This window comes from Enterobacter cloacae complex sp. P18RS (assembly GCF_014982105.1).
Taxonomy (GTDB): Bacteria; Pseudomonadota; Gammaproteobacteria; order Enterobacterales; family Enterobacteriaceae; genus Enterobacter; species Enterobacter hormaechei_C.
In genome coordinates, this window is record NZ_JADCKV010000011.1 from 1 (window position 1) to 25396 (window position 25396).

Below are 25396 nucleotides of genomic sequence, written 5' to 3' on the forward strand. Positions count from 1 at the left end.
ACCAACTGAGCTAACGACCCACTTTTGCGCTGCTTTCACGTTGTTTGATATCCCGTGGCAACGGCGGCATATATTACTGATTTAAGAATTCTGCGCAACAAAAATTTCGATGAAGATCACTTAACTGCTTAGGAATCATGCTGCACGACCAGAAATGACGCGATTTCTGGTCATGCGATAATCAACCCATCGAACTCAAACGTTTTTGCGCTTGTTTGGCGCCGTCTGTACCCGGGAATTTTGCAACCACCTGCTGATAAACCGCTTTGGCTTTTGCAGTGTCGCCTTTGTCCTGCATGATCACGCCGACTTTATACATCGCATCAGGCGCTTTAGGTGATTTCGGGTAATTTTTCACCACAGAGGCAAAATAAAACGCCGCATCATCCTTTTTACCCTTGTTGTAATTCAACTGACCCAGCCAGTAGTTCGCATTTGGCTGGTAAGTGGAATCAGGGTACTTCTTAACAAAGTTCTGAAACGCAACGATAGCATCGTCCTGGCGCGATTTGTCCTGCACCAGGGCAATGGCCGCGTTGTAGTCCGTATTCGCGTCACCGCTCTGTACAGGCGCACCAGACGACGCGGAGGCATCTGCCGCAGGTGCAGGCGTTGCCGCACCGCTTTGATCGCCTGCTGCTGGCTGTGCTGCTGCTCCGCCGCTGTTCAGGCTATCCATCTGCAACAAAATTTGCTTCTGGCGCTCCACAACCTGATTAAGCTGATACTGACTCTCCTGGATCTGACCACGAAGGGAATCAATATCATTCTGGTTATCGGAAAGCTGCTGCTGGAGTTGAGTTAAAAGCTGGCTGTGAGCGTTAGAAATACGCTCGAGTTGAGTGACCCGGTCTTCTACCGAGCCTGAGCCGACACTACTGATTGGTGCCTGAGCAAAAGCGGCCCAGGGGGCCGCTATTCCAACCAGTAACGACAGACTCATCAGATGATGTCTGAAGTTACTGCTCATGCAATTCTCTTAGTAAACGAGTACGGCACGACGGTTTTTGGAGTAAGCCGCTTCGTCGTGACCCAGTACTGCTGGTTTTTCTTTACCGTAAGAAACGATGGAGATCTGGTCAGCAGAAACGCCTTTACCCTGGAGGTACATTTTAACAGCGTTTGCACGACGTTCACCCAGGGAGATGTTGTACTCCGGAGTACCACGTTCGTCCGCATGACCTTCTACGGTGACTTTGTAAGACGGGTTGCTACGCAGGAAGTTTGCGTGCGCATCCAGCATTGCAGCGAAGTCAGAACGGATGTCGTATTTATCCAGATCGAAGTAAACGATGTTGTTCTGCTGTAACTGCTGCATCTGAAGACGCGCTTGCTCTTCAGAAGACATATTGCCATTGCCGTTAGCGTCCATACCGGTGCCGGCACCCATCATGCCTTCGCCGCTCTGGTCATTGCTTGCATTCTTGTTAGAAGAACACGCTGCGATTGCCATAACAGGCAGAGCGATCATCAGCCCCTTCAGCACTTTGTTCAGTTGCATTTCTAAGATTCCTTTAGTAATCAATTAATTATTATTACAGATACGGCGACCAGGCAGGTGATTTTACCTGTCCATCAGTTGCCGGAAGACGCGCTTTGAAACGCCCATCTGTAGAAACCAGATTCAGCACGGATCCCATCCCCTGAGAAGAGCTGTAGATTACCATGGTGCCGTTAGGTGCCAGACTTGGCGTTTCATCCAGGAACGTTGACGACAGTACTTGTACGCCCCCCGTTACCAGATCTTGTTTGGCAATGTGCTGCTGACCACCCGCAGTACTGACCATTACCATCGTTTTACCATCGGCACTGACGTCAGCATCCTGGTTCTGAGAACCTTCCCAGGTAATACGCTGCGCTGCTCCGCCGTTGATATTCACTTTATAAACTTGTGGTCGACCTGCCTGGTCAGACGTAAAGGCCAGATTCTGGCTGTCCGGGAACCAGGTTGGCTCAGTGTTGTTGCTACGACCATCCGTGACCTGACGGATCTGACCAGAACCAATATCCATCACGTACAGGTTCAGGCTACCGGTTTTAGACAGGGCAAACGCCAGTTTGGTACCGTCCGGAGAGAACGCAGGCGCACCGTTGTGACGCGGGAATGACGCAACCTGACGCACAGCACCGTTAGAGAGCGTCTGGATAACCAGCGCGGAACGGCCGCTTTCGAAGGTCACGTACGCCAGCTTAGAGCCGTCCGGAGACCATGCCGGAGACATCAGCGGCTGTGGTGAACGGTGTACGGTGAACTGGTTGTAGCCATCGTAGTCAGAGACGCGCAGCTCATAAGGGAACTGGCCGCCGTTGGTCTGTACTACGTACGCGATACGGGTACGGAACGCACCTTTAATACCGGTCAGCTTCTCAAACACTTCGTCACTCGCCGTATGGCCTGCGTAACGCAGCCACTGCTTGTTCACCTTATACGTGTTTTGAGCCAGAACGGTACCCGGCGCACCGCCGGTATCCACCAGCTGATAAGCGACGTTATAGCCGCCGTCTGGCGCAGGAGTAACCTGTCCGACAACCACGGCATCAATACCCAGTGCAGACCATGCAGCAGGTTGAACTTCCTGAGCGGTACCCGGCTGCTGCGGCAGACGAGAACGATCTAAGGGGTTAAATTTACCGCTGTTACGCAGGTCAGCTGCAACAATGCCGCCAATATCTTCAGGCGCAGCGCCCGGGCCTGCCCACTGGAACGGAACGACACCGATTGGACGCGCTGAGTCGTTCCAGTCGGTAATGTCGATGCTTACTGTGGCATGCACTGCTGACGTCAACAGTACTAAAAAACCAAAAGCTAATCGTAATGCCTGCTTCATCATATCTCCCTTATCCGAACAATAAGTCCTGGATAATTTAGCAGAAGGTTAACAAACTCAAATACACAAAACTATCAGAACCCGATAACCGCAGCTCTGCTTATGGCTTAAAGTTCAGCGAAGCGTCTTTGAACACTTCATAGACAGCCTGTGACGGAGGTTTTGGCAGTTTTGCCTGATTCACTGCCACAAGTGCAGCCTGGCATAATGCGTCATCGCCTCCTTCAGACTCAACGCTCAGCACGGTACCATCAGTATGCAGTTTAATATGCAGTCTGCATGTTTTCCCTGTATACAATGATTTATCGTTAAGCCTGCTGGATATAGCCGCAGCAATCTGATTCTTATAGTCGTTGATCTCAGCGCCAGAAGCACCGTTGTTCTTAGTGTTACCACTTCCTGCCGGTGCTGCGTTACTTCCTTTCGCCCCACCGCCCGTTTTCGGTGCATTCTTACCAGAACTCAGGTCGCCAATGATATCGTCAGCGGTGGCTGCTTCAGCGGCAGCTTTTTCAGCAGCGGCCTTCCTGGCAGCGGCTTTTTCAGCGGCAGCTTTCTTGTCGGCTGCGGCTTTTTCGGCAGCTGCTTTTTTAGCTGCGGCAGCTTTCTCGGCAGCCGCTTTTTTATCAGCCGCAGCTTTTTCAGCGGCAGCCGCTTTTTCAGCCGCAGCCTTCTCGGCAGCAGCCGCTTTCTTCGCAGCATCGGCAGCAGCTTTCTTCTCTGCTTCCTGAGCGGCTTTCTTCGCGGCTTCTGCTTCCGCTTTCTTCTGGGCATCAGCAGCGGCTTTCTTCGCAGCTTCTGCTTCCGCTTTTTTCTGAGCATCAGCAGCGGCTTTCTTCGCCGCGTCAGCCGCTAATTTCGCCTGTGCGTCAGCCTGCGCTTTTGCATCAGCCGCGGCTTTGGCTGCCGCCTCTTCCGCCTGCTTCTGCTGTTCCTGCGCCTTCTTCGCAGCGGCTTCAGCCTGCTTCTGCTGTTCTGCCTGCTCTTTCGCCGCTTCCTGCGCCTGCAAACGCTCTTTCTCTAGCTGCTTCAGACGTTCCTGCTCAGCGGCCTGCTTTTCACGTAGCTCTTCCGCCTGCTGTTGCGCCTGTTTTTCTCGCTGCTCTTCAGCACGTTTAGAGCTCGCCTGCTGCTGTTGCTGACGATTATAGTTCTGAACGATCGCACCAGGATCCACCATGACGGCGTCGATGGAGGCCCCCCCACCGCCGCCTGATGCATCAAGGTGCTCATCGAACGAACTCCAGATCAGCGCTGCAAAAAGAATTACGTGCAGCACTGCGGAGACGATTATCGCTCGCTTAAGCTTGTCGTTCTGTTCGGTTGCCTTTGACACTATCGGTTCCCAAAAACTACGCAGATGATTAAATAGGCTGAGTCATTAAGCCAACTGACTTAACGCCCGCGCTATGTAGCAAGTTCAGCGCTTTGATAATTTCATCATATGGTACGTCTTTCGCACCACCGATTAAGAAGACCGTCTTCGGATTTGACTCCAGGCGTCGTTGCGCTTCAGCAATAACCTGCTCTGGCGGAAGCTGATCCATACGATCTTTCTCTACCACCACGCTGTACTGCCCTACGCCGGAAACCTCAATGATGACCGGAGGATCGTCATTGGTGCTTACCGCCTGTGATTCTGTCGCATCCGGCAGATCAACTTCCACGCTCTGGGTGATGATGGGCGCCGTCGCCATAAAGATCAGCAGCAGCACCAGCAGCACGTCCAGTAACGGAACGATATTGATTTCGGACTTGAGCTCGCGACGACCTCGTCCACGCGATCTGGCCATGGTTTACCCCTTGTTGCTCTCGGTGCTGGTAAACGCCTGACGATGCAGAATCGCGGTGAACTCTTCCATAAAGTTGTCGTAGTTCAGTTCCAGTTTGTTCACGCGCTGGTTCAGACGGTTGTACGCCATTACCGCCGGAATTGCGGCGAACAGACCGATTGCGGTCGCGATCAGTGCTTCTGCGATACCCGGCGCAACCATCTGCAACGTTGCCTGCTTCACCGCCCCAAGGGCGATAAAGGCGTGCATGATCCCCCACACCGTACCAAACAGGCCGATATACGGGCTGATGGAGCCAACGGTTCCGAGGAAAGGAATATGCGTTTCAAGATTTTCCAGTTCGCGGTTCATGGAGATGCGCATCGCACGCGACGCCCCTTCTACCACGGCTTCCGGCGCATGGCTGTTAGCGCGATGTAAGCGAGCGAACTCTTTGAAACCGCTGTAGAAAATTTGTTCGGAGCCTGAAAGGTTATCACGGCGTCCCTGGCTTTCCTGGTACAGACGCGAAAGCTCAATACCCGACCAGAACTTATCTTCAAACGCTTCGGCTTCGCGGCCAGCGGCATTGAGGATACGCGTTCTCTGGATGATGATGGCCCAGGATGCGATTGAAAAACCAATCAAAATCAACATGATAAGTTTAACCAGAAGGCTTGCCTTCAGGAACAAATCAAGGATATTCATGTCAGTCACTGCTTAAACTCCGCGACAATAGACTTAGGAAGCGCACGAGGCTTCATTATGGTTGGATCAACACAGACAATCAGGACTTCAGCTGAGTTCAGTACCGTGTTCTCTGCATTGACTATCCGCTGCGTGAAAACCAGTGAAGTTCCGCGCATTGATGTAATTTCTGTTTGGACTTCGAGCATATCGTCGAGTCTGGCAGGCGCAAAATACTCAAGCGTCATCTTGCGTACCACGAAGGCAACTCGCTCAGCCAACAGCACCTGTTGACTAAAGTGATGATGGCGCAGCATCTCTGTGCGTGCCCGTTCATAAAAAGCAACGTAGCTGGCGTGGTAGACCACACCACCGGCATCGGTATCTTCGTAATAGACACGTACCGGCCATCGAAACAGCGTTGTATTCACTTTACATCCCGGTAATACAAGAAAAGTTGGAGCTTTCAAACTTCGCTACTATACGCGCGGGAATGATGGTTTGGAATGGGAGAAAGTAAACGGAGAGTAAATTTTTATGGGCCAGGGTAAGCCCATAACGTTAACGGACATTTCTTATTCAGAAGAAGAAGAAAATCAAACCGGCGAGGAGAACCAGATCGGCAATCAGTGGGCAGAAGATGCCCTGCCAGTGTAGCGCTTTCGGACGAAAGCCGACACCGTGAATCACGCCTGCGCACACCGCCCACATAATCAGGAAGCCGTGCCAGATTTCAAGCTCGCTGGTTTTCGCCGCGAAGCGCGACGGGTCCCAGAAGATACAGCCTGCCAGCAGTAATGCCATAATGAGGGAAAGCGCCCTCAAGGGGCGCTTATCCATTACCGCATATAACGTTGCGATAATATTCATTAGTGCTTTTCTTCACCTGCTTTGGTCGCTTCTACATGCTCAAGCGCCAGGGCAGTGATGACACCAAACGCACAGGCAAGAAGCGTCCCTAAAATCCATGCGAAATACCACATATTCAGCTCCTTACTTAGTACATAGAGTGGGTGTTGCTTTCGATATGTTCTTTAGTGATACGACCGAACATTTTCCAGTAACACCAGATGGTGTAAGCCAGAACAATCGGAACGAACACGCAAGCCACATAGGTCATTAAGTTCAGCGTCATATGGCTGGACGTTGCATCCCACATGGTCAGGCTGGCATTCATCATGGTGCTGGATGGCATCACGAACGGGAACATCGCAATACCGGCCGTCAGGATGATGCACGCCAGCGTCAGGGAAGAGAATACGAACGCCAGAGCGCCTTTCTCCAGACGAGACGTCAGCACGGTCAGCAGTGGCAGCAGCACACCCAGAGCCGGGATAGCCCACAGCACAGGGTTATTGTTGAAGTTCACCAGCCATGCACCGGCCTGACGCGCCACCTCTTTGGTCAGCGGGTTAGACGGTGCAGCATGGTTGATAGCGGACGTCACCACGTATCCATCAATACCATACACCACCCACACACCGGCCAGCGCGAAGCAGACCAGCGTCACCAGCGCTGCCACCTGAGCGGTAGCGCGGGAACGCAGATGCAGTTCACCTACGGTACGCATCTGGAGATAGGTTGCCCCCTGGGTGATGATCATCGCCACGCTCACCACGCCTGCCAGCAGACCAAACGGATTCAGCAGTTGGAAGAAGTTACCGGTGTAGAACAGACGCATATATTCGTCGACGTGGAACGGTACGCCCTGCAACAGGTTACCGAACGCCACACCAATGACCAGCGGTGGAACGAAGCTACCGATGAAGATGCCCCAGTCCCACATGTTACGCCAGCGGGTGTCTTCAATCTTGGAACGGTAGTCAAAACCCACCGGACGGAAGAATAAAGAAGCCAGCACCAGAATCATCGCCACATAGAAGCCGGAGAACGCAGCCGCGTAGACCATCGGCCAGGCAGCGAACAGCGCGCCGCCTGCGGTGATCAGCCACACCTGGTTACCGTCCCAGTGCGGGGCGATGGAGTTGATCATGATTCGACGCTCGGTGTCATTACGACCGAGGAAACGGGTGAGCATGCCCACGCCCATGTCGAAACCATCGGTGACCGCGAAACCAATCAGCAGAACACCGATCAGCAGCCACCAGATAAAACGCAATACTTCATAATCGATCATTTGATGACTCCTGTCTTAGCGTGCCGGCTGAGTAGTCGCAACAGACTGCTCGTAGTGGTAGCGACCGGTTTTCAGGCTGCTTGGGCCAAGGCGCGCGAACTTGAACATCAGGAACAGTTCAGCCACCAGGAACAGGGTGTACAGACCGCAAATGAGCAGCATGGAGAAGATCAGGTCGCCTGCGGTCAGGGAGGAGTTCGCTACCGCTGTTGGCAGCACCTCACCGATCGCCCAAGGCTGACGGCCATATTCCGCAACAAACCAGCCGGACTCGATAGCAATCCATGGCAGTGGGATACCGTACAGCGCGGTGCGCAGCAGCCATTTTTTCTCACCGATACGGTTACGAATGACTGACCAGAACGAGGCCGCGATGATCAGCAGCATGATAATGCCGCAACCCACCATGATGCGGAACGCGAAGTACAGCGGCGCAACGCGTGGAATAGAGTCTTTGGTTGCCATCTGAATCTGCGCTTCCGTCGCGTCGGAGACGTTCGGGGTATAGCGTTTCAGCAGCAGACCGTAACCGAGGTCTTTCTTCACGTCGTTAAATTGATCGCGAACGGCCTGGTCGGTAGAGCCGGCGCGCAGCTGTTCCAGCAGCGAGTAGGCTTTCATCCCGTTACGGATACGCTCTTCATGCTGCACCATCAGATCTTTCAGGCCAGTCACCTGTTTGTCGACGGAGCGCGTGGCGATAATACCCAGAGCGTAAGGAATTTGAATGGCGAAGCGGTTTTCCTGCGCTTCCTGGTCAGGCACACCGAACAGGGTAAACGCTGCCGGTGCCGGCTGGGTTTCCCATTCAGCTTCAATTGCGGCGAGTTTGGTTTTCTGCACGTCGCCCATTTCGTAACCGGATTCATCACCCAGAACAATCACGGACAGAATCGCGGCCATACCGAAGCTTGCTGCGATAGCAAAAGAACGCTTGGCGAACGCGAAGTCACGGCCGCGCAGCATATAGTAGGAGCTGATGCCCAGCACGAACATCGCGCCGCACACATACCCAGACGCCACGGTGTGAACGAATTTAACCTGAGCAACCGGGTTCAGGACCAGCTCAGCGAAGCTGACCATCTCCATACGCATGGTTTCGAAGTTGAAATCAGATGCGATTGGGTTTTGCATCCAGCCGTTCGCCACCAGGATCCACAGTGCGGACAAGTTGGAGCCTAATGCCACCAGCCAGGTTACCGCCATATGCTGGACTTTACCCAGACGGTCCCAACCGAAGAAGAACAGACCTACAAAGGTGGATTCGAGGAAGAAGGCCATCAGACCTTCAATGGCCAGCGGCGCACCGAAAATATCCCCTACATAGTGGGAATAGTAAGACCAGTTTGTCCCGAACTGGAACTCCATGGTCAGACCGGTTGCCACGCCCAGCGCAAAGTTGATACCAAACAACTTGCCCCAGAACTTGGTCATATCTTTATAAATCTGTTTGCCGGAGAGGACGTAAACCGTTTCCATGATGGCCAGCAGGAACGCCATACCGAGCGTCAGCGGCACAAACAGGAAGTGGTACATCGCGGTCAAGGCAAACTGTAAGCGCGACAGTTCGACTACGTCTAACATTATGACTCCTTGCTCATCGCATGAAGACTCCGAGAGTGAACCCCGTTAGATAAGGATCCACACGCATGCCCCAATACAAAGTTATCTGCTTCCCTTCTTCGTTGCTTATTCTCTTCAGGAGGAAAAAGCAATGATGAAAGGTTACAAATACGTTAAGAAAAAACCAAATTGATCCCGTAAATATAATACGCTGCAAAACCCTTACAATAAACAGGTTTTTATTCGAACAGATTTACGTTTTTCGACGGCGATCAATTTATAGCAAAATTACCACTTTTCGGCCATTTTGATCGGGAACAATTTAACGCCTTTCGGAGGCTTTTTCCAAGGATTAAACATTGATTTAAATCAAAAACAGTCAGAGCTGTTAATGATGTTTCTTTGTAGTGCGGATAGTAAAAACCTTGTTAACAATATGTATATTTAAAGGCGTTATTGGTTATAAAAGCCAGAAGATAATATAAACAGTTGTGATTTTTATTAACGCGCGAGAAAAACGCATTTTGCCGGAAGATAACCATATAATGTTATCTGCTTCACAGTATTTTTCTTTCGCTTTGCTACCCGCCGAAACGATTACATTTCATTCACCTTTAATAATCTTAAAATTAACACCCTTTCGTGACTATTTGATGAAATAAAGGCCGCAGGAATGCGGCCTTTATATTATTCTGAAGATTACCTTTCAATTTTTATGCTGAAGGTGCGTGACTGGCCTGGCCGGAAAGGTCCCGTAATGGCTGAGCCCTCCTCCCCTTGCGCCTTGCGGACCTCATTCATGTCCGTTTCGCAACAGGCCTGGACCTCACGGTTCACAGACAAAGTCACATCACCGGAGCGGGTCTCCGAAGGGTTGTACAGACGAAGAATCATCTCGTCACGATCCTCCGCTTTTTTCAGCGCACTGAGTACGCATCCGTTAGGCGCCAGCGTTAGCAGGCTATAGCTACCGGGTGTGGTGAAAGAGGCGCGGTTAAGCTTCATCGCATCCCACGGGATTTTGTTATAGCAGAGCGCTGGCGTTAACCACGACTTCGCCTGCTGCGCAACGCCAGCACTGACGGGCGTACCATTAAAACTGAACAGGCTAAAGCGACAGGTTAACTGGCCCCGCATCTGCGAATCAGGCACCGGCATTTTGATCCCGGACGGTCTGCCGGGGCGCAGCAGTAAATCTTCCTTCCCAAGCACCCCCACGCCGCGAAGCAACGTCAGGGCAAACGTTTTTTGACGCTCGCCAGTCACTTCAAATTCGCGCAACCCTTCGGTAAACAGGGCCATTCCGTTACGCCGTTCCTGGAGCACCGCGTAGTTGAGCAGATTCCACACCGGCAGCGGCGCTTCCTTCCAGCCCTCCTCCTGCCAGTTCGCCATCGCTTCATCCTGTACAGGTCGCGTCAGCGAACCGAACTGGGTATCGGCTAACACCGTGTCTGCGGTAAATGGCGTCGGGATCAGCACCCGCACACGGTGGTCATCCGCGTGATTTCCGAGACGCGCCTCAACGTCGATACGTCGGCTGTTATGGCTGAGCGTGACCGTGAGTTCTGCCTCAAGCGTTCCCGTCTGCTGACGCGCAGAACGTTCGGCGAGATCCGCCGGCACCGCCATGCGATGGCGGATCACCGCCCTGCTCTGCCAGGCCTCGTGGATCACCTCAACCTCATGCTCGCCCTGAGCGGAAGTGAGTCTCCACTCTTCCCGTGAAGGCGAGTAGTCGTACTCATCGCCATCATCCGAGCCCTCTTCTATTTCCAGCGCGCGGTCATAGATAAGCCCGGACGCTTTATCGAGCAGACGCAGGGTGCCGTCGTCGTTTAACGTTATTTCCCAGAAAGCATTTTCCAGTAACGCCTCCGACGATTTTTCTGCCGCCAGCAGCTTGCCGGCCACGTGCGGCTCGATATAGAGCGTGCGGTAACCCATTGATGGCAGGATCTGATTGAGCTGGATATCAAACTCCATAAAGGGATCGTAGTTGCCGTAATGCACAATTTGCCGGTCAATCAAGCCGGGGTCGATTTCACGCGCGCTGCGCAGGCAGTAAGGGATTTCATTCCCCCTATCGTCCAGCAGGCGGAACTGGCTGGCGCGCAGACGTATCGTGGTGTTAATCACTTCCTCACGCGGCCAGGGCGTGAGGTTAAACATCACCAGTTTGTCTTCCTCGCTCTGCGGCATGTTGTCGACAATCTTGCGCATATAGAAGCATGTCAGGTTATCGGCCATGTCTTCCGCCAGCTCGAAGCGTGACATCACCTCACGATGCACTTTGTCACTACAGCAGCAGCCGATACTGTCATGGGCGTGATTCTTGAGGATCTCTTTCCACATTTTTTCCAGCAAACCGTGGTGATACTCAAAGCCCAGCGTCCAGGCAAGCGTGGCCAGCGGCTCAAGGACGTTGACGATTTTATTCTCTATCCGGGCGTGGGCGATTTTAATGTCCATCCGCGTGGAGCCTATCGTCCGGTGCACCCGCATATATTTACCGTCAATAAACTCCCCTTTCAGCGTCGCCAGTTCATCGCGGTGCGCGTCAATGTGGTCAAACACCTTCTCGAAGCGGCTCATCACAAACTGACGCTGCGGATAGATTTCGCGCAGCTTATCCATCACCGCAAAGATGTTCTGCTGGAGCGGCATCTGATCATGGCCGTTAGGCAGCAAAATTTCTTTCGTCACGGAGGCTTTTTCCAGCACCTCGAAGTACGTGTCGAGCCGTTTGCGCAGCTCGGCCTCATCCTCCGGTAAGTACTTACCAATCGCGTAGCCCAGCGGCAGCACCTGTGCCGTCACTTCGCTGCCGTCCTGACTTTGCCAGAGAAATTCGGTTTTATCGGTACCGTGCCGCTCGGAACACCCGCGCCAGAACATGGTGCGCGTGATGCCAAAACCGTTGTAAATGTGCGGCAGTTGGGAGGACATGCCGAAGGAGTCCGGCAGATAGCCAATTTTCATCGGCTCGCCAAAGGCCAGACAGTCGCGAATGCCGTACATCAGATTTCGGACAATCGACTCGCCGGAGACAAGGGTGGTGTCCGTCTGGGTATACCACGGCCCAATAATCAGCTTCCCGGCCGCCACCAGCGCCTTCACGCGTGGCCTGTTTTCCGGTTTCACGGCAAAATAATCTTCCAGCACCGCCGTCTGGCCGTCGAGAACGTAGTATTTATACTCTGCGTCCTGCTCAAGACGAGTGAGGATCTCTTCCATATTATTGACCAGAAGAATACGTGACGCTTCGGTGGTGAAGTACCACTCCCGGTCCCAGTGCATATGTGGCGTGATATGAACGCGAGATACAGCTTTCATCTTCGTTTCCTGTCAGTGCGTGTTTACGATGATATGTCTTCAGTCACGTAGGTGCCGCTCTTCACGGCCTGGCGTCGCCAGAGCAGTAAAATGAGCGTAGAGATTGCGGCGCCAGCCAGCGCGGCGCCAAACCAGCCAACAGCGGCCATCACGCCGCCCAGCCCGGCATCATGCAGTAAGAAGAGAGAGAAAATGCCCGCGCCGGGGGTGGAGAGCCCAATCCCCATCGCCCCGACAATGGCACCGGTCGCCATTGACCCCAGAACAAATGAGCCGATGACCCGCAGCGGATCCTCAATAGCCATCGGAATTGCCCCTTCGGTGATGCCCGCCAGCCCCAGCAGCCAGGTGGACTTGCCGGTTTCAATTTCGAACTGTTTAAACAGGTTCGGGGCCAGCATCGTTGATGCCGTCACGGTAAAGGCCGATACCATTTTGACGGAGGCAAAAATCGCATAAGGCCCGTATACGCCATTGGCCATCGCTCCCAGACAGAACGCGTAAGAGGCTTTGTTGACCGGACCGCCCAGATCGAACGAGCACATAAAGCCCAGGATCGCCCCCAGCAGCAGGGCGTTCGCGCCGGACAGACCGTTAAGCCAGGCGGTCAGGGCATTATTGATCCAGGCCACCGGTTCGCCGATCACAAACAGCATCAGGCTGCCTGCGCCCAGCACGCCAATCACCGGATAGAGATAAAAGGTCAGAAAGCCGTTGTAGCGGCTACTCAGTCGGATGTGGTTTTTTACCCAGCGCATCAGGTAGCCCGCAATCAGCCCGCCGACGATGGCCCCGAGAAAACCAGAGCCGATCATATTGGCGGCAAGACCCGCCGCAAAGCCCGGCGTTAGCGCAGGTTTATCCGCCAGCGAGTAAGCGGTATAGGCCGCCAGAACAGGCACCATCAGAATACCGAGCATCCCGCCGCCCAGTTTGCGGTACATCCACAGCCACGAATTTTCCTGATCGAACAGATGCTGCAAGCCCAGGATTTGCGCCAGCAGTACCGACACCGCCAGCACCGTGCCGCCAGCGACAATCAGCGGCACCGCAAAGGAGATACCGCTGAGCAGCGCCTGCTTGAGTTCGGTTTTAACGCACTTTTTCGCGTCCGTGTCGACGTGCGCAGGACGCGCATCGGATACAGGCTGTAGCGCCAGCGCACGCTCAATGAGCGCTTCCGCATGGCGTAAGGGTTCCGCGACGGGCACGGAAATGGCGGGGATCCCCTGAAAACGCTCACGCTCTTTGATCGCCACTTCCGCCGCGAAGATACACGCTTTTGCCTCCTGCAACTGCTGCGCGGTGATGCGCCCCTCAATACCATTTGCCCCCTGCTTTTCGACCACCACATTGACGCCGAGCTTACGTCCCGCTTTTTCGAGATACTCCGCTGCCATGTAGGTATGGGCGATCCCGGCCGGACAGGCGGTAACGCAGACGATCGTCGGGGCATTCTCCGCAACGGCGGTTTCTTGTGTGTCAGGCGCTGTTTCCAGCGCCGCAAGCACCGCTTCCGCGCTGGTCGCCGTCATCACGCGCGCCCTGAGCTCGTCATCCGCCAGGCGAGACGTCAGTTCCGTCAGGACCTGAATATGCGTTGATCCCGCTTGTGCGGGAGGAATGGCGAGCAGAAAAATCAGCTCGACCTCCTCCGGTCCGTCCACACCTTCCCAGGCCAGCGGCTCACGCAGTGTGGCCACGGCAAAAGCCGCTTCGTTTACCGCCACTGATTTACCATGAGGTACGGCCAGCCCCTCGCCCAGCGCCGTCGGGCCAAGCGATTCCCGATGGAAAACGTCTGCCAGAAACGTATCGGCGTTGGCTATTTTGCCCAACGCCACCAGCCGCGTCGCAAGCTGACGGATTGCCTCATCACGGCTGGTAAACTGCGCCTGCACGCAGACAGCACGGGGGTCGGTCAGAGTCGTCAGGTTCATAAGATCCTCACCTATCCAAAGTTATTGTCTGGGCAGGATTGTGGCAGACCGGATAATACATTTATGTGATCATTTTCACTAACACCGATATTTATATCTTATTTGTATTATTTACAAATTTACCACTGAAGGCATAATTCCCTGAAAACGTATTAAAAAGGCGCGACACAATGGGCAATAAACCGATGTACCGGCAGATCGCCGATGCGTTCCGCGAGAAAATTAATGCCGGTGAGTTAAAACCTGGCGACGCGCTGCCGACGGAATCCAGCCTTCAGGAGGCGTTTAGCGTCAGCCGGGTCACCGTGCGGCAGGCTTTGAAGCTGCTCGCCGACGAGCAGATCATCGAAAGTATTCAGGGCAGCGGCTCGTATGTAAAAGAGGAGCGGGTGAATTACGATATTTATCAGCTCACCGGTTTTTACGAAAAGTTAGCGGATCGCAACGTCGATACGCACAGCGACGTCAGCGTCTTCGAAGTGGTGAAAGCCGATGAGCGGCTCGCGGCAAAACTTGCGCTCAATCCGGATGATAAGGTCTGGCACGTCAAGCGCGTACGCTTCATCAGGGAAAAGCCGGTGAATCTGGAAGAGACATGGATGCCGCTGGCGATGTTCCCCGACCTCACCTGGGAAGTGATGGAACAGTCGAAATACCATTACATTGAGCAGATCAAAAAGATGGTGATCGATCGCAGCGAGCAGGAGCTGGTGCCAGTCATGCCATCGGATGAGGCGATTGCCGCCCTGGCGCTCGATCCGGCAAAACCGATTCTGGAAAAAGTCTCTCGTGGCTTTCTGAAAGACGGCCGGGTATTTGAATACAGTCGCAACGTGTTTAACACCGACGACTATAAATTCACTCTGGTGGCTAAACGCAGGCAATAAAAAAAGGCCGCTTTACAGCGGCCAACCATGTCGAAACGGACATTTTTTTATACTTCAACGCGCCCCATTCGGGGAGCAGAGAGGACTTACTTAATGATGGATTTCAGTGCTTCACCGATATCCGCCAGGCTGCGAACGGTTTTCACGCCTGCGGCTTCCAGTGCTGCGAATTTCTCATCAGCCGTACCTTTACCGCCTGCGATAATCGCGCCCGCGTGACCCATACGTTTGCCTTTCGGCGCGGTCACACCCGCGATGTAACCCACCACCGGCTTGGTCACATGATCTTTGATGTAAGCAGCCGCTTCTTCTTCCGCGCTACCACCGATCTCACCGATCATCACGATCGCTTCGGTCTGTGGATCTTCCTGGAACAGCTTCAGGATGTCGATGAAGTTAGAGCCCGGGATCGGGTCACCGCCGATGCCCACGCAGGTGGACTGGCCGAAACCGTAGTCGGTGGTCTGCTTAACCGCTTCATAGGTCAGGGTACCGGAACGGGACACGATACCCACTTTGCCTGGGCGATGAATGTGGCCCGGCATGATACCGATTTTGCATTCGCCTGGAGTGATAACGCCTGGGCAGTTCGGGCCGATCATGCGCACGCCTGCTTCGTCCAGCTTCACCTTCACGGTCAGCATATCCAGCGTCGGGATGCCTTCGGTGATGGTGATGATCAGCTTAATGCCTGCGTCGATCGCTTCCAGAATAGAGTCTTTGCAGAACGGCGCCGGTACGTAGATCACGGTCGCGGTTGCGCCCGTCGCTTCTACCGCTTCACGCACGGTGTTGAACACCGGCAGGCCCAGGTGCGTGGTGCCGCCTTTACCTGGCGTTACGCCGCCAACCATCTGCGTACCATAGGCAATCGCCTGTTCGGAGTGGAAAGTCCCCTGGCTACCGGTGAAGCCCTGGCAGATAACCTTGGTATCTTTATTAATTAAAACGGACATTATTTCCCCTCCACTGCGGCAACAACCTGCTGAGCTGCATCCGTCAGACTTTTCGCTGCAATAATATTCAGGCCGCTGTCAGCCAGTTTTTTCGCGCCGAGTTCAGCGTTGTTCCCTTCCAGACGTACAACAACCGGAACGTTAACGCCCACTTCTTCTACCGCGCCGATGATACCGTCGGCGATCAGGTCGCAACGTACGATACCGCCGAAGATGTTCACCAGAACCGCTTTCACGTTGCTGTCAGAGAGGATGATTTTGAACGCTTCGGTTACGCGCTCTTTGGTTGCGCCACCGCCCACGTCGAGGAAGTTCGCTGGCTCACCGCCGTGCAGCTTAACGATGTCCATGGTGCCCATTGCCAGGCCCGCACCGTTAACCATGCAGCCGATGTTGCCATCCAGCGCGACGTAGTTCAGCTCCCACTGTGCAGCCTGTGCTTCACGCGGATCTTCCTGAGACTGATCGCGCATTTCACGCAGATCGGACTGGCGGAACAGCGCGTTGCCGTCAGCGCCCAGCTTGCCGTCGAGGCAGATCAGGTCGCCCTGGGTGGTGATCACCAGCGGGTTGATCTCGATCAGCGCCAAATCGCGCTCCAGGAAAATGGTCGCCAGACCCATGAAGATCTTGGTGAACTGCTGAACCAGCTTGCCTTCCAGACCCAGTTTGAATGCCAGCTCACGACCCTGGTAAGGCATTGGGCCCGCCAGCGGATCGATAGCCACTTTGTGGATCAGGTGCGGGGTTTCTTCCGCCACTTTTTCGATTTCCACGCCGCCTTCGGTAGACGCCATGAACACCACGCGACGGGAGCTACGGTCTACGACTGCGCCGAGGTACAGTTCTTTCGCGATGTCGGTTGCCGCTTCAACCAGGATCTGGTTAACCGGCTGGCCGTTCGCATCTGTCTGGTAGGTTACCAGACGCTTGCCGAGCCAATGTTCAGCAAACGCACGGATCTCTTCTTTGCTCTTAACAACCTTCACACCGCCCGCTTTACCACGGCCACCAGCGTGAACCTGACATTTAACTACCCACGGGCCGGAACCGATTTTAGACGCGGCTTCTTCTGCTTCACGCGGGGTAGTACAGGCATAACCCACCGGAGCCGGTAAGCCATACCGGGCAAACAGCTGTTTGGCCTGATATTCATGTAAGTTCATGTGTTCTATCCATCCTTCAGGTAATCGTTAGGTAGTGCTTTTGTAGGCCCGGCAAGCAACGCGCCGCCGGGCAAGACTGCAAAAACTAGACGTCCAGCAGCAGACGCGTTGGATCTTCCAGCAGCTCTTTAATGGCAACCAGGAAGCCTACGGACTCGCGGCCGTCGATCAGGCGGTGATCGTAAGAGAGCGCCAGGTACATCATCGGCAGGATCTCCACTTTACCGTCTACCGCCATTGGACGATCTTTAATGGCGTGCATACCCAGGATCGCGCTCTGCGGCGGGTTGATGATCGGGGTAGACATCAGCGAGCCGAACACACCACCGTTGGTAATGGTGAAGTTACCGCCAGTCAGGTCCTCAACGGTCAGCTTGCCGTCGCGGCCTTTCACGGCCAGCTCTTTGATTTTCTTCTCGATGTCAGCCATACCCAGGGTATCCACGTCACGCAGAACCGGGGTAACCAGGCCGCGTGGGGTAGAAACCGCCATGCTGACGTCGAAGTAGTTGTGGTAAACCACGTCATCGCCATCGATAGACGCGTTCACTTCCGGGTAGCGTTTCAGCGCTTCAACTACCGCTTTCACGTAGAAGGACATGAAGCCCAGACGGATACCGTGACGTTTTTCAAACGCGTCACCGTACTGCTTGCGCAGATCCATGATTGGCTTCATGTTGACTTCGTTAAAGGTGGTCAGCATCGCGGTGGAGTTTTTCGCTTCCAGCAGACGCTCGGCCACGCGCTTACGCAGGCGGGTCATCGGCACGCGTTTTTCGCTACGTGCGCCCAGAGCTGGCTGTGCCGCTGGTGCTGCCGCAGGGGCTTTCGCTTCCGCTTTCGCCTCAGAAGGCGCTTTTGCAAGATGCTTGTCGATGTCTTCGCGCGTCAGACGGCCACCCACGCCGGTGCCTTTGATGGCTGCCGGATCGAGGCTGTGCTCAGCCAGCAGGCGACGGATCGCCGGGCTGAGCGCGTCATTGGTCTGATCGGACAGAGACGCCTGCTGGCGCTGGGCCGGAGTAGACGCTTTCTCTTCAGATTTGGCGCTGGACTCTTTGCCCGCGCTATTGCCTTCACGCAGGCGACCCAGGATCTGGCGAGAAGTGACGGTCGTACCTTCATCTTCCAGGACTGCATCCAGAATGCCATCCGCTGAAGCCGGTACTTCCAGTACCACTTTGTCAGTTTCGATTTCTACCAGCACTTCGTCACGGGTTACCGCGTCGCCTGGTTTTTTGTGCCAGGTGGCGACGGTTGCATCTGCTACGGACTCAGGCAGGTCGGGAACAAGAATATCTACGCTACTCATTATGTATCCTTTAATTAATCGACGTTCAGCGCGTCATTGACCAGATCTTGTTGCTGCTTCTGGTGAACGGACATATACCCTACCGCCGGAGAGGCGGAGGCCGGGCGACCTGCATAACGCAGGGCAGACCCAAATGGAATCACTTCACGGAAATGATGCTGGCTGCAATACCATGCGCCCTGGTTGAGCGGCTCTTCCTGGCACCAGACAAAATCATGAACGTGAGCGTACTGTTTCAGCACTTCCTGCATCGCCTGATGCGGGAACGGATAAAGCTGTTCGATACGCACGATGGCGACATCTTTCTGATCGTTCTTACGGCGCTGTTCCAGCAGGTCGTAATAAACCTTACCAGAACACATTACGACACGCTTAACGGCCTGCGGATCCAGCTCGTCAATTTCACCGATGGCCGGCAGGAAGGTGCCGTTTGCCAGCTCTTCCAGGCTGGAGACCGCCAGTGGATGGCGCAGCAGGGATTTTGGCGACATGACCACCAGCGGACGGCGCATACCGCGCAGCGCCTGACGACGCAGCATGTGGTAAACCTGAGCCGGAGTGGACGGCACGCAAACCTGCATATTCTGCTCGGCGCAGAGTTGCAGATAACGCTCCAGACGCGCGGAGGAGTGCTCCGGACCTTGTCCTTCATAGCCGTGCGGCAGCAGCATCACCAGACCGCACATACGGCCCCACTTCTGCTCACCGGAGGAGATGAACTGGTCGATGACGACCTGCGCACCGTTGGCGAAGTCACCGAACTGCGCTTCCCAGATGGTCAGGGTGCGGGGTTCTGCGGTGGCGTAGCCGTATTCGAAGGCCAGAACCGCTTCTTCTGACAGCACGGAGTCCCAGACCTTGAACTGGCCCTGACCGTTATGCACGTGCTGAAGCGGAGTGTACGTTGAACCGTTAGACTGGTTGTGTACAACCGCATGACGGTGGAAGAAGGTGCCACGACCCGCATCTTCACCGGACAGACGAACCGGAATACCTTCGTCAACCAGCGTCGCATAGGCCAGCGTTTCCGCGCCGCCCCAGTCGAACAGCTTCTCACCCGCCGCCATTGCCTGGCGATCGCCATAGATCTTGGCCACGCGGGACTGCATCTCGATCGCTTCCGGCACGGTGCTGATGCGTTTAGCCAGTTCCTGCAAACGCTTCATCTCAACCTTGTTCGGGTAGCTCTCGTCCCACTCGTGGTTGAGATACGGCGACCAGGTAAAGGAGTGCATGTTCATTGGGCGCAGCTCTTTCACTACGCATTCACCCGCATCCAGCGCGTCGCGATAAAGATTGACCATCTCGGTCGCATCTTCCAGCGTCGCCACTTTTTCGCTTTCCAGCTTGTCAGCGTAGATTTTACGCGGCGTCGGGTGTTTTTTGATTTTCTGGTACATCAGCGGCTGGGTTGCACTTGGCTCATCCGCTTCGTTGTGGCCGTGACGGCGGTAGCAGAAGAGGTCAATGAACACATCGCGCTTGAAGGTGTTACGGAAGTCCAGCGCCAGACGGGTAACGAAAGCAACGGCTTCAGGGTCATCCGCGTTAACGTGGAAGATGGGTGCCTGAACCATTTTACCGATGTCGGTGCAGTACGGGGTGGAACGCGCATCCAGCGGGTTAGAGGTGGTGAAGCCCACCTGGTTGTTGATTACGATGCGAACGGTACCGCCCACTTCATAACCACGCGCTTTCGACATGTTCAGGGTTTCCTGAACCACGCCCTGCCCTGTGACCGCCGCATCACCGTGAATGGTGATTGGCAGCACTTTATTGCTGCTCGGCTCGTCCAGACGATCCAGACGCGCACGCACGGAACCGATAACCACCGGGCTGACGATTTCCAGGTGCGACGGGTTAAACGCCAGCGCCAGGTGAACCTGACCGCCCTCGGTTTCGATATCTGACGAGAAGCCCATGTGGTACTTCACGTCACCGGTGCCGAGGTGCTCTTTATGTTTACCCGCAAATTCGTCGAACAGATCCTGCGGCTTTTTACCCAGCACGTTAACCAGCACGTTCAGGCGACCACGGTGCGCCATGCCCAGCACCACTTCGCGCGTGCCGCTCTTACCGGCATGACGAATCAGCTCTTTCAGCATCGGGACTAACGCATCGCCGCCCTCCAGTGAGAAGCGTTTTGCGCCAGGGAATTTCGCGCCCAGATAGCGCTCAAGGCCTTCCGCTGCGGTCAGTTCGCTGAGGAAACGTTTTTTCTCTTCTGCTGAGAAATTCGCGTGGCCTGCCACGGATTCGATACGCTGCTGGATCCAGCGTTTCTCTTCGGTGGAGGTAATGTGCATATATTCCGCGCCGATGGAGCCGCAGTAGGTTTGCTTGAGCGCGTCAATCAGATCGCCCAGCTTCATCGTGTCTTTGCCGATGGCAAAGGAACCTACGTTAAAGCTTTCCTGGAAATCGGCCTCGGTCAGATCGTGATAAGCCGGATCGAGATCCGCTACACGTTCCTGCTGCCACAGTCCCAGCGGATCGAGATTCGCATGCTGGTGACCACGGAAGCGATAAGCGTTGATAAGTTGCAGGACTTTAACCTGCTTCGCATTGGTGTCAGGGTCGGAAATCGCAGAAGAGTAACGTGAGGCATCCTTCGCCAGACGACGGAAATAATCACGTGTTTTTGAATGGAATTGATCCGGTTTGACCCCTGTACCAGGCAACTGCTGGAACATGGAACGCCAGTTTGCGTCCACTGAGTCAGGATCGGTTAAGAAGTCTTCATAGAGCTGTTCTATCCAGCTCTGGTTTGAACCAGAGAGGTAAGAAGAGTCCAGCCAGGCTTTCATTGCGCCGTTCTGCATCGTGATCCCTTAAGCATTTTTATGCTTACTTTCGCCGTAGAAACTACCACGCACACCACGTGTACGTGCCGGGGTTCACCTGCGAGCTCTTTTCATTTGGCCCGCGAAGGAACCTTTAGAAACTGTCTAAACTTCAGGGCAGTTTTTAAAGGTTTCTGCAATTTGCCCGGTGGCGCTACGCTTACCGGGCCTACTGTTACGTAGGCCGGATAAGCGCAGCGCCATCCGGCGTTGTTACTTACGCACTGCGCTGCAACAACATCGACTTAATATGGCCGATGGCGCGCGTCGGGTTCAGCCCCTTAGGACACACACTGACGCAGTTCATGATGCTATGGCAGCGGAATACGCTGAAAGCGTCACTTAGCCCTTCCAGACGATTCTCGGTTTCGGTATCGCGGCTGTCGATCAGGAAGCGATAGGCAGCCAGCAGACCCGCAGGGCCGATAAATTTATCCGGGTTCCACCAGAATGACGGGCATGACGTAGAACAGCATGCACAGAGAATACACTCGTACAACCCATCGAGTTTTTCACGCTGCTCAGGAGACTGTAAGTGCTCGCGAGCGGGTGGATTTTGCCCATTATTCAATAAGTAAGGCTTAATCTTCTCATATTGTGCATAGAATTGCCCCATGTCCACCACCAAATCACGCACGACCGGCAGGCCAGGCAGAGGACGGATCACAATTTTCTGGCCAGAACGCTGTAGCGCTGAAATTGGCGTAATACAGGCCAGACCGTTTTTGCCGTTCATGTTTACACCGTCAGAGCCACACACCCCTTCACGGCAGGAGCGGCGGAACGACAGCGTAGGATCTTTCTCTTTCAGCTGGATTAAGGCATCCAGCAGCATCATGTCACGACCTTCTTCCGCTTCGAGGGTGTAATCCTGCATACGCGGAGCATCGTCTACATCCGGGTTATAACGATAAACTGAGAATTCGAGTTTCATTATCCTGTCTCCGCATTAGTAAGTACGAATCTTCGGCGGGAACGCCGGACGCAGTTTCGGTTCCATGTTAACGCTACGACGCGTCATGGTTTCCGACTCTGGCAGATACAGGGAATGGCACAGCCAGTTTTCGTCATCACGATCCGGGAAGTCGAAGCGGCTATGGGCGCCACGGCTTTCGGTACGGAAGTTTGCCGACATCGCAGTGGCGAACGCGGTTTCCATCAGGTTATCCAGCTCCAGGCACTCAACGCGCTGGGTGTTGAACTCGCTGGAGGTATCATCCAGACGGGCATTCTTCAGACGCTCGCGGATCGCTTTCAGCTGCTCAAGCCCTTTGGCCATCGCGTCACCTTCACGGAATACCGAGAAGTTGTGCTGCATACACTCCTGCAACGCCTTACGGATCTCCACCGGATCTTCGCCGTTACGATTACCGTTCCAGCGATTGAGGCGCTCAAGAGAGGCATCTATTTCGTCATCGGTCGCATCACGCAGCGCGCCCTGCTCGGCAATAGACTCCTGGAGATGCAGACCCACCGCACGACCAAATACCACCAGGTCCAGCAGGGAGTTGCCGCCCAGACGGTTTGCGCCGTGCACGGATACGCAGGCAATTTCGCCTACCGCGAACAGGCCAGGGATGACCACGTCTTCGCCCTGCTCGTTCACGGTCAGCGCCTGACCGGTCACTTTGGTCGGAATACCGCCCATCATGTAGTGACAGGTTGGGATAACCGGAATTGGCTCTTTCACAGGGTCGACGTGCGCGAAGGTGCGGGACAGCTCCAGAATGCCCGGCAGACGGGATTCCAGCACGTCTTTACCCAGATGGTCGAGTTTCAGCTTCGCGTGTGGACCCCAAGGGCCGTCACAGCCGCGGCCTTCACGGATTTCGATCATGATGGAACGCGCCACCACGTCACGGCCCGCAAGGTCTTTTGCGTTTGGCGCATAACGCTCCATGAAGCGCTCGCCATGTTTGTTCAGCAGGTAACCACCTTCACCACGGCAGCCTTCTGTCACCAGTACGCCCGCACCGGCGATACCGGTTGGGTGGAACTGCCACATCTCCATGTCCTGCACCGGCACGCCAGCGCGGATCGCCATCCCAACGCCGTCACCGGTGTTGATATGGGCGTTGGTAGTGGACTGATAGATACGGCCTGCGCCGCCGGTCGCCAGAACGGTTGCGCGGGCTTTGAAGTAGACCACCTCACCGGTTTCGATGCACAGGGCGGTACACCCCACCACGGCGCCATCGGCGTTTTTCACCAGATCCAGCGCATACCACTCGGAGAAAATTGTGGTGTGGTTTTTCAGGTTCTGCTGATACAGCGTGTGCAGCAGCGCGTGGCCGGTACGGTCAGCCGCCGCTGCGGTACGTGCCGCCTGCTCGCCGCCGAAGTTTTTCGACTGGCCGCCAAACGGACGCTGATAGATGGTGCCATTTTCCAGACGAGAGAACGGCAGACCCATGTGGTCCAGCTCCAGAATCGCTTCCGGGCCGGTTTTACACATATATTCGATGGCATCCTGGTCACCGATGTAATCGGAACCTTTTACCGTATCGTACATATGCCATTCCCAGTTATCTTCATGGGAATTACCCAGCGCAACGGTGATACCGCCCTGCGCAGACACAGTGTGGGAACGGGTCGGGAATACTTTAGAGAGCAGCGCGCAGGTCTGGCCGCTCTGGGAAATTTGTAGTGCGGCGCGCATACCTGCGCCACCCGCACCAATCACAACAGCATCAAATTCTCTGACTGGCAGTTTCATTACACACCCCACACCACAACAAATCCATAAATGACGTAAACCAGCAGAGCAACAACAATAATCAGTTGCAGCGGAAGGCGAATCGCCAGCGGTTTAACGTAATCGGTCAACACCTGCCACATGCCGATCCAGGCATGAATAAGGATGGAGAACAGGGCCAGCAGGGTGAACACTTTGGTGAAGGCCGATCCGAAGAAACCACTCCAGATTTCCCACGTCAGCGTGCCGCTGGTCGCGAAGAAACCGATCATATAGATGATGTAAAGGGTGAGAACGATGGCGGTAGCACGGACCAGGATGAAGTCATGTACGCCGTTGCGTCCTAATGCGGAGGCGTTGCTTACCATACGAGAACTCCTGCGAGAAGTGAAAGCACGACAGTGATCACAAATGAAATGTTAGCGGTACGTTTACCGGCCTCGAACGTCTCTTCCAGGTAGCCAAAGTCCATCAGCATATGGCGAACGCCGCCAACCACGTGATAGGCCAGCGCGGTCAGAATGCCCCACATGATAAATTTCACGAAGAAGCTGTTCATAATGGCTGAGGCCTGGAGGAATCCTTCAGGGGATGAGAGGCTGGTTCCCAGTAACCACAGCAAGATACCGACCGCCACAAACGTAATCACACCAGAAACACGGTGCAGAATGGACGCTATTGCTGTTACAGGGAATCGGATCGTTTTCAGATCCAGATTGACAGGTCTTTGTTTTTTCACATTTCTTATCATGAATAACGCCCACATGCTGTTCTTATTGTTTCCTTCCTCCGGACTGCGATGCGGGTCAGACAGCGTTCCTTTTCTATAACTGCGCGTCATGCAAAACATTGCTTCCAAATGCTAAAACGACACGTTACAACGCTGGGTGGCTCGGGATTGCAGGGTGTTCCGGAGACCTGGCGGCAGTATAGGCCGTTCACAAAATCATTACAATTAACCTACATACAGTTTGTTGGGTTTTCTCTGGAACAGTGATCGGGGTCACGATAACAACATCTTTTTAATTTTTAATCATCTGATTTGACAAATGTTAAACAATATTGTTACAAACGTCATCAGAAAAGGCATATAATGCGCAAAAGTTATGAGGTCTCTCTTTCACCTGACAAATAGTTATGTAACAGTGTGATGGTATTGACCGAAGTTATCAGGACAGTTATTAGTGATATACAGGTTTGAATAATTCGGACTGCAAAAACGCTGATTTGCTGTTGTTTCACTGATATTTCATTCGTTTACCTGCAAGGCGCCA

General features: G+C 54.3%; 22 protein-coding genes. 1 reads left to right on the top strand and 21 read right to left on the bottom strand.

Annotation, left to right across the window (positions count from 1 at the left end; all coding sequences use genetic code 11):
- Positions 1-181: 181 nt before the first annotated feature.
- From cpoB to mngA, 13 genes are all read right to left on the bottom strand, one after another.
- The gene (cpoB, locus tag INF61_RS07805) at positions 182-970 is read right to left on the bottom strand and encodes a cell division protein CpoB (RefSeq protein ID WP_003858574.1); all 789 of its coding nucleotides are present in this window, start codon (positions 968-970) and stop codon (positions 182-184) included.
- Between the two features lie 9 nt (positions 971-979).
- Entirely contained in the window at positions 980-1501 is a 522-nt protein-coding gene (pal, locus tag INF61_RS07810; protein WP_003858578.1) for a peptidoglycan-associated lipoprotein Pal, read from the bottom strand.
- 34 nt (positions 1502-1535) lie between these two features.
- Entirely contained in the window at positions 1536-2828 is a 1293-nt protein-coding gene (gene tolB / locus INF61_RS07815; RefSeq protein ID WP_017384962.1) for a Tol-Pal system beta propeller repeat protein TolB, read from the bottom strand.
- 100 nt (positions 2829-2928) lie between these two features.
- Positions 2929-4164, bottom strand: coding sequence for a cell envelope integrity protein TolA (gene tolA, locus INF61_RS07820; RefSeq protein ID WP_193547670.1), 1236 nt, complete (start codon positions 4162-4164; stop codon positions 2929-2931).
- A 28-nt stretch (positions 4165-4192) separates the two neighbouring features.
- Entirely contained in the window at positions 4193-4621 is a 429-nt protein-coding gene (tolR, locus tag INF61_RS07825; protein WP_003858589.1) for a colicin uptake protein TolR, read from the bottom strand.
- A gap of 3 nt (positions 4622-4624) precedes the next feature.
- Entirely contained in the window at positions 4625-5317 is a 693-nt protein-coding gene (gene tolQ, locus INF61_RS07830; RefSeq protein WP_003858590.1) for a Tol-Pal system protein TolQ, read from the bottom strand.
- Positions 5314-5718, bottom strand: a complete 405-nt coding sequence (ybgC, locus tag INF61_RS07835) for a tol-pal system-associated acyl-CoA thioesterase (RefSeq protein ID WP_003858593.1) — start codon at positions 5716-5718, stop codon at positions 5314-5316. Before ybgC ends, tolQ begins: the two co-directional genes overlap by 4 nt.
- 148 nt (positions 5719-5866) lie before the next feature.
- Positions 5867-6157: a cyd operon protein YbgE gene (gene ybgE / locus INF61_RS07840; RefSeq protein WP_003858596.1), complete on the bottom strand. Its 291-nt coding sequence runs from the start codon at positions 6155-6157 to the stop codon at positions 5867-5869.
- Entirely contained in the window at positions 6157-6270 is a 114-nt protein-coding gene (gene cydX / locus INF61_RS07845) for a cytochrome bd-I oxidase subunit CydX (RefSeq protein ID WP_003858598.1), read from the bottom strand. The genes ybgE and cydX overlap by 1 nt, the downstream gene beginning before the upstream one ends.
- A gap of 14 nt (positions 6271-6284) precedes the next feature.
- Positions 6285-7424 (bottom strand): cytochrome d ubiquinol oxidase subunit II, encoded by a 1140-nt coding sequence (gene cydB, locus INF61_RS07850; protein WP_193547671.1) that lies wholly within the window; start codon positions 7422-7424, stop codon positions 6285-6287.
- Positions 7425-7439: 15 nt separating this feature from the next.
- On the bottom strand, positions 7440-9008 hold the full coding sequence (gene cydA / locus INF61_RS07855; protein WP_003858601.1) for a cytochrome ubiquinol oxidase subunit I: 1569 nt from the start codon (positions 9006-9008) through the stop codon (positions 7440-7442).
- Positions 9009-9686: 678 nt separating this feature from the next.
- Positions 9687-12323 (bottom strand): mannosylglycerate hydrolase, encoded by a 2637-nt coding sequence (gene mngB, locus INF61_RS07860; RefSeq protein WP_193547672.1) that lies wholly within the window; start codon positions 12321-12323, stop codon positions 9687-9689.
- 23 nt (positions 12324-12346) lie between these two features.
- Complete coding sequence (gene mngA, locus INF61_RS07865) at positions 12347-14263, bottom strand: PTS 2-O-a-mannosyl-D-glycerate transporter subunit IIABC (RefSeq protein ID WP_193547673.1); 1917 nt, start codon at positions 14261-14263, stop codon at positions 12347-12349.
- A 170-nt stretch (positions 14264-14433) separates the two neighbouring features.
- On the opposite strand from mngA, the gene INF61_RS07870 reads away from it, so the two are divergent.
- Positions 14434-15150: a GntR family transcriptional regulator gene (locus tag INF61_RS07870; RefSeq protein WP_017384967.1), complete on the top strand. Its 717-nt coding sequence runs from the start codon at positions 14434-14436 to the stop codon at positions 15148-15150.
- A gap of 86 nt (positions 15151-15236) precedes the next feature.
- Here INF61_RS07870 and sucD read toward each other — a convergent pair whose 3' ends face one another.
- The 8 genes from sucD to sdhC all read right to left on the bottom strand — a co-directional run bounded on the left by sucD (position 15237) and on the right by sdhC (position 24888).
- Entirely contained in the window at positions 15237-16106 is an 870-nt protein-coding gene (gene sucD / locus INF61_RS07875; RefSeq protein WP_003858609.1) for a succinate--CoA ligase subunit alpha, read from the bottom strand.
- The gene (gene sucC / locus INF61_RS07880) at positions 16106-17272 is read right to left on the bottom strand and encodes an ADP-forming succinate--CoA ligase subunit beta (protein ID WP_017384968.1); all 1167 of its coding nucleotides are present in this window, start codon (positions 17270-17272) and stop codon (positions 16106-16108) included. Before sucC ends, sucD begins: the two co-directional genes overlap by 1 nt.
- Before the next feature lie 85 nt (positions 17273-17357).
- The gene (gene odhB, locus INF61_RS07885) at positions 17358-18584 is read right to left on the bottom strand and encodes a 2-oxoglutarate dehydrogenase complex dihydrolipoyllysine-residue succinyltransferase (protein ID WP_003858613.1); all 1227 of its coding nucleotides are present in this window, start codon (positions 18582-18584) and stop codon (positions 17358-17360) included.
- Positions 18585-18598: 14 nt separating this feature from the next.
- On the bottom strand, positions 18599-21406 hold the full coding sequence (gene sucA / locus INF61_RS07890; protein ID WP_003858615.1) for a 2-oxoglutarate dehydrogenase E1 component: 2808 nt from the start codon (positions 21404-21406) through the stop codon (positions 18599-18601).
- 238 nt (positions 21407-21644) lie between these two features.
- Complete coding sequence (locus INF61_RS07895; protein ID WP_023303307.1) at positions 21645-22361, bottom strand: succinate dehydrogenase iron-sulfur subunit; 717 nt, start codon at positions 22359-22361, stop codon at positions 21645-21647.
- 15 nt (positions 22362-22376) lie between these two features.
- The gene (gene sdhA / locus INF61_RS07900; protein WP_032652993.1) at positions 22377-24143 is read right to left on the bottom strand and encodes a succinate dehydrogenase flavoprotein subunit; all 1767 of its coding nucleotides are present in this window, start codon (positions 24141-24143) and stop codon (positions 22377-22379) included.
- Entirely contained in the window at positions 24143-24490 is a 348-nt protein-coding gene (gene sdhD, locus INF61_RS07905; RefSeq protein WP_003858621.1) for a succinate dehydrogenase membrane anchor subunit, read from the bottom strand. Before sdhD ends, sdhA begins: the two co-directional genes overlap by 1 nt.
- A complete protein-coding gene (gene sdhC, locus INF61_RS07910) occupies positions 24484-24888 on the bottom strand; it encodes a succinate dehydrogenase cytochrome b556 subunit (RefSeq protein ID WP_026080740.1) in 405 nt (134 codons plus the stop codon). Before sdhC ends, sdhD begins: the two co-directional genes overlap by 7 nt.
- Between the last annotated feature and the right edge of the window lie 508 nt (positions 24889-25396).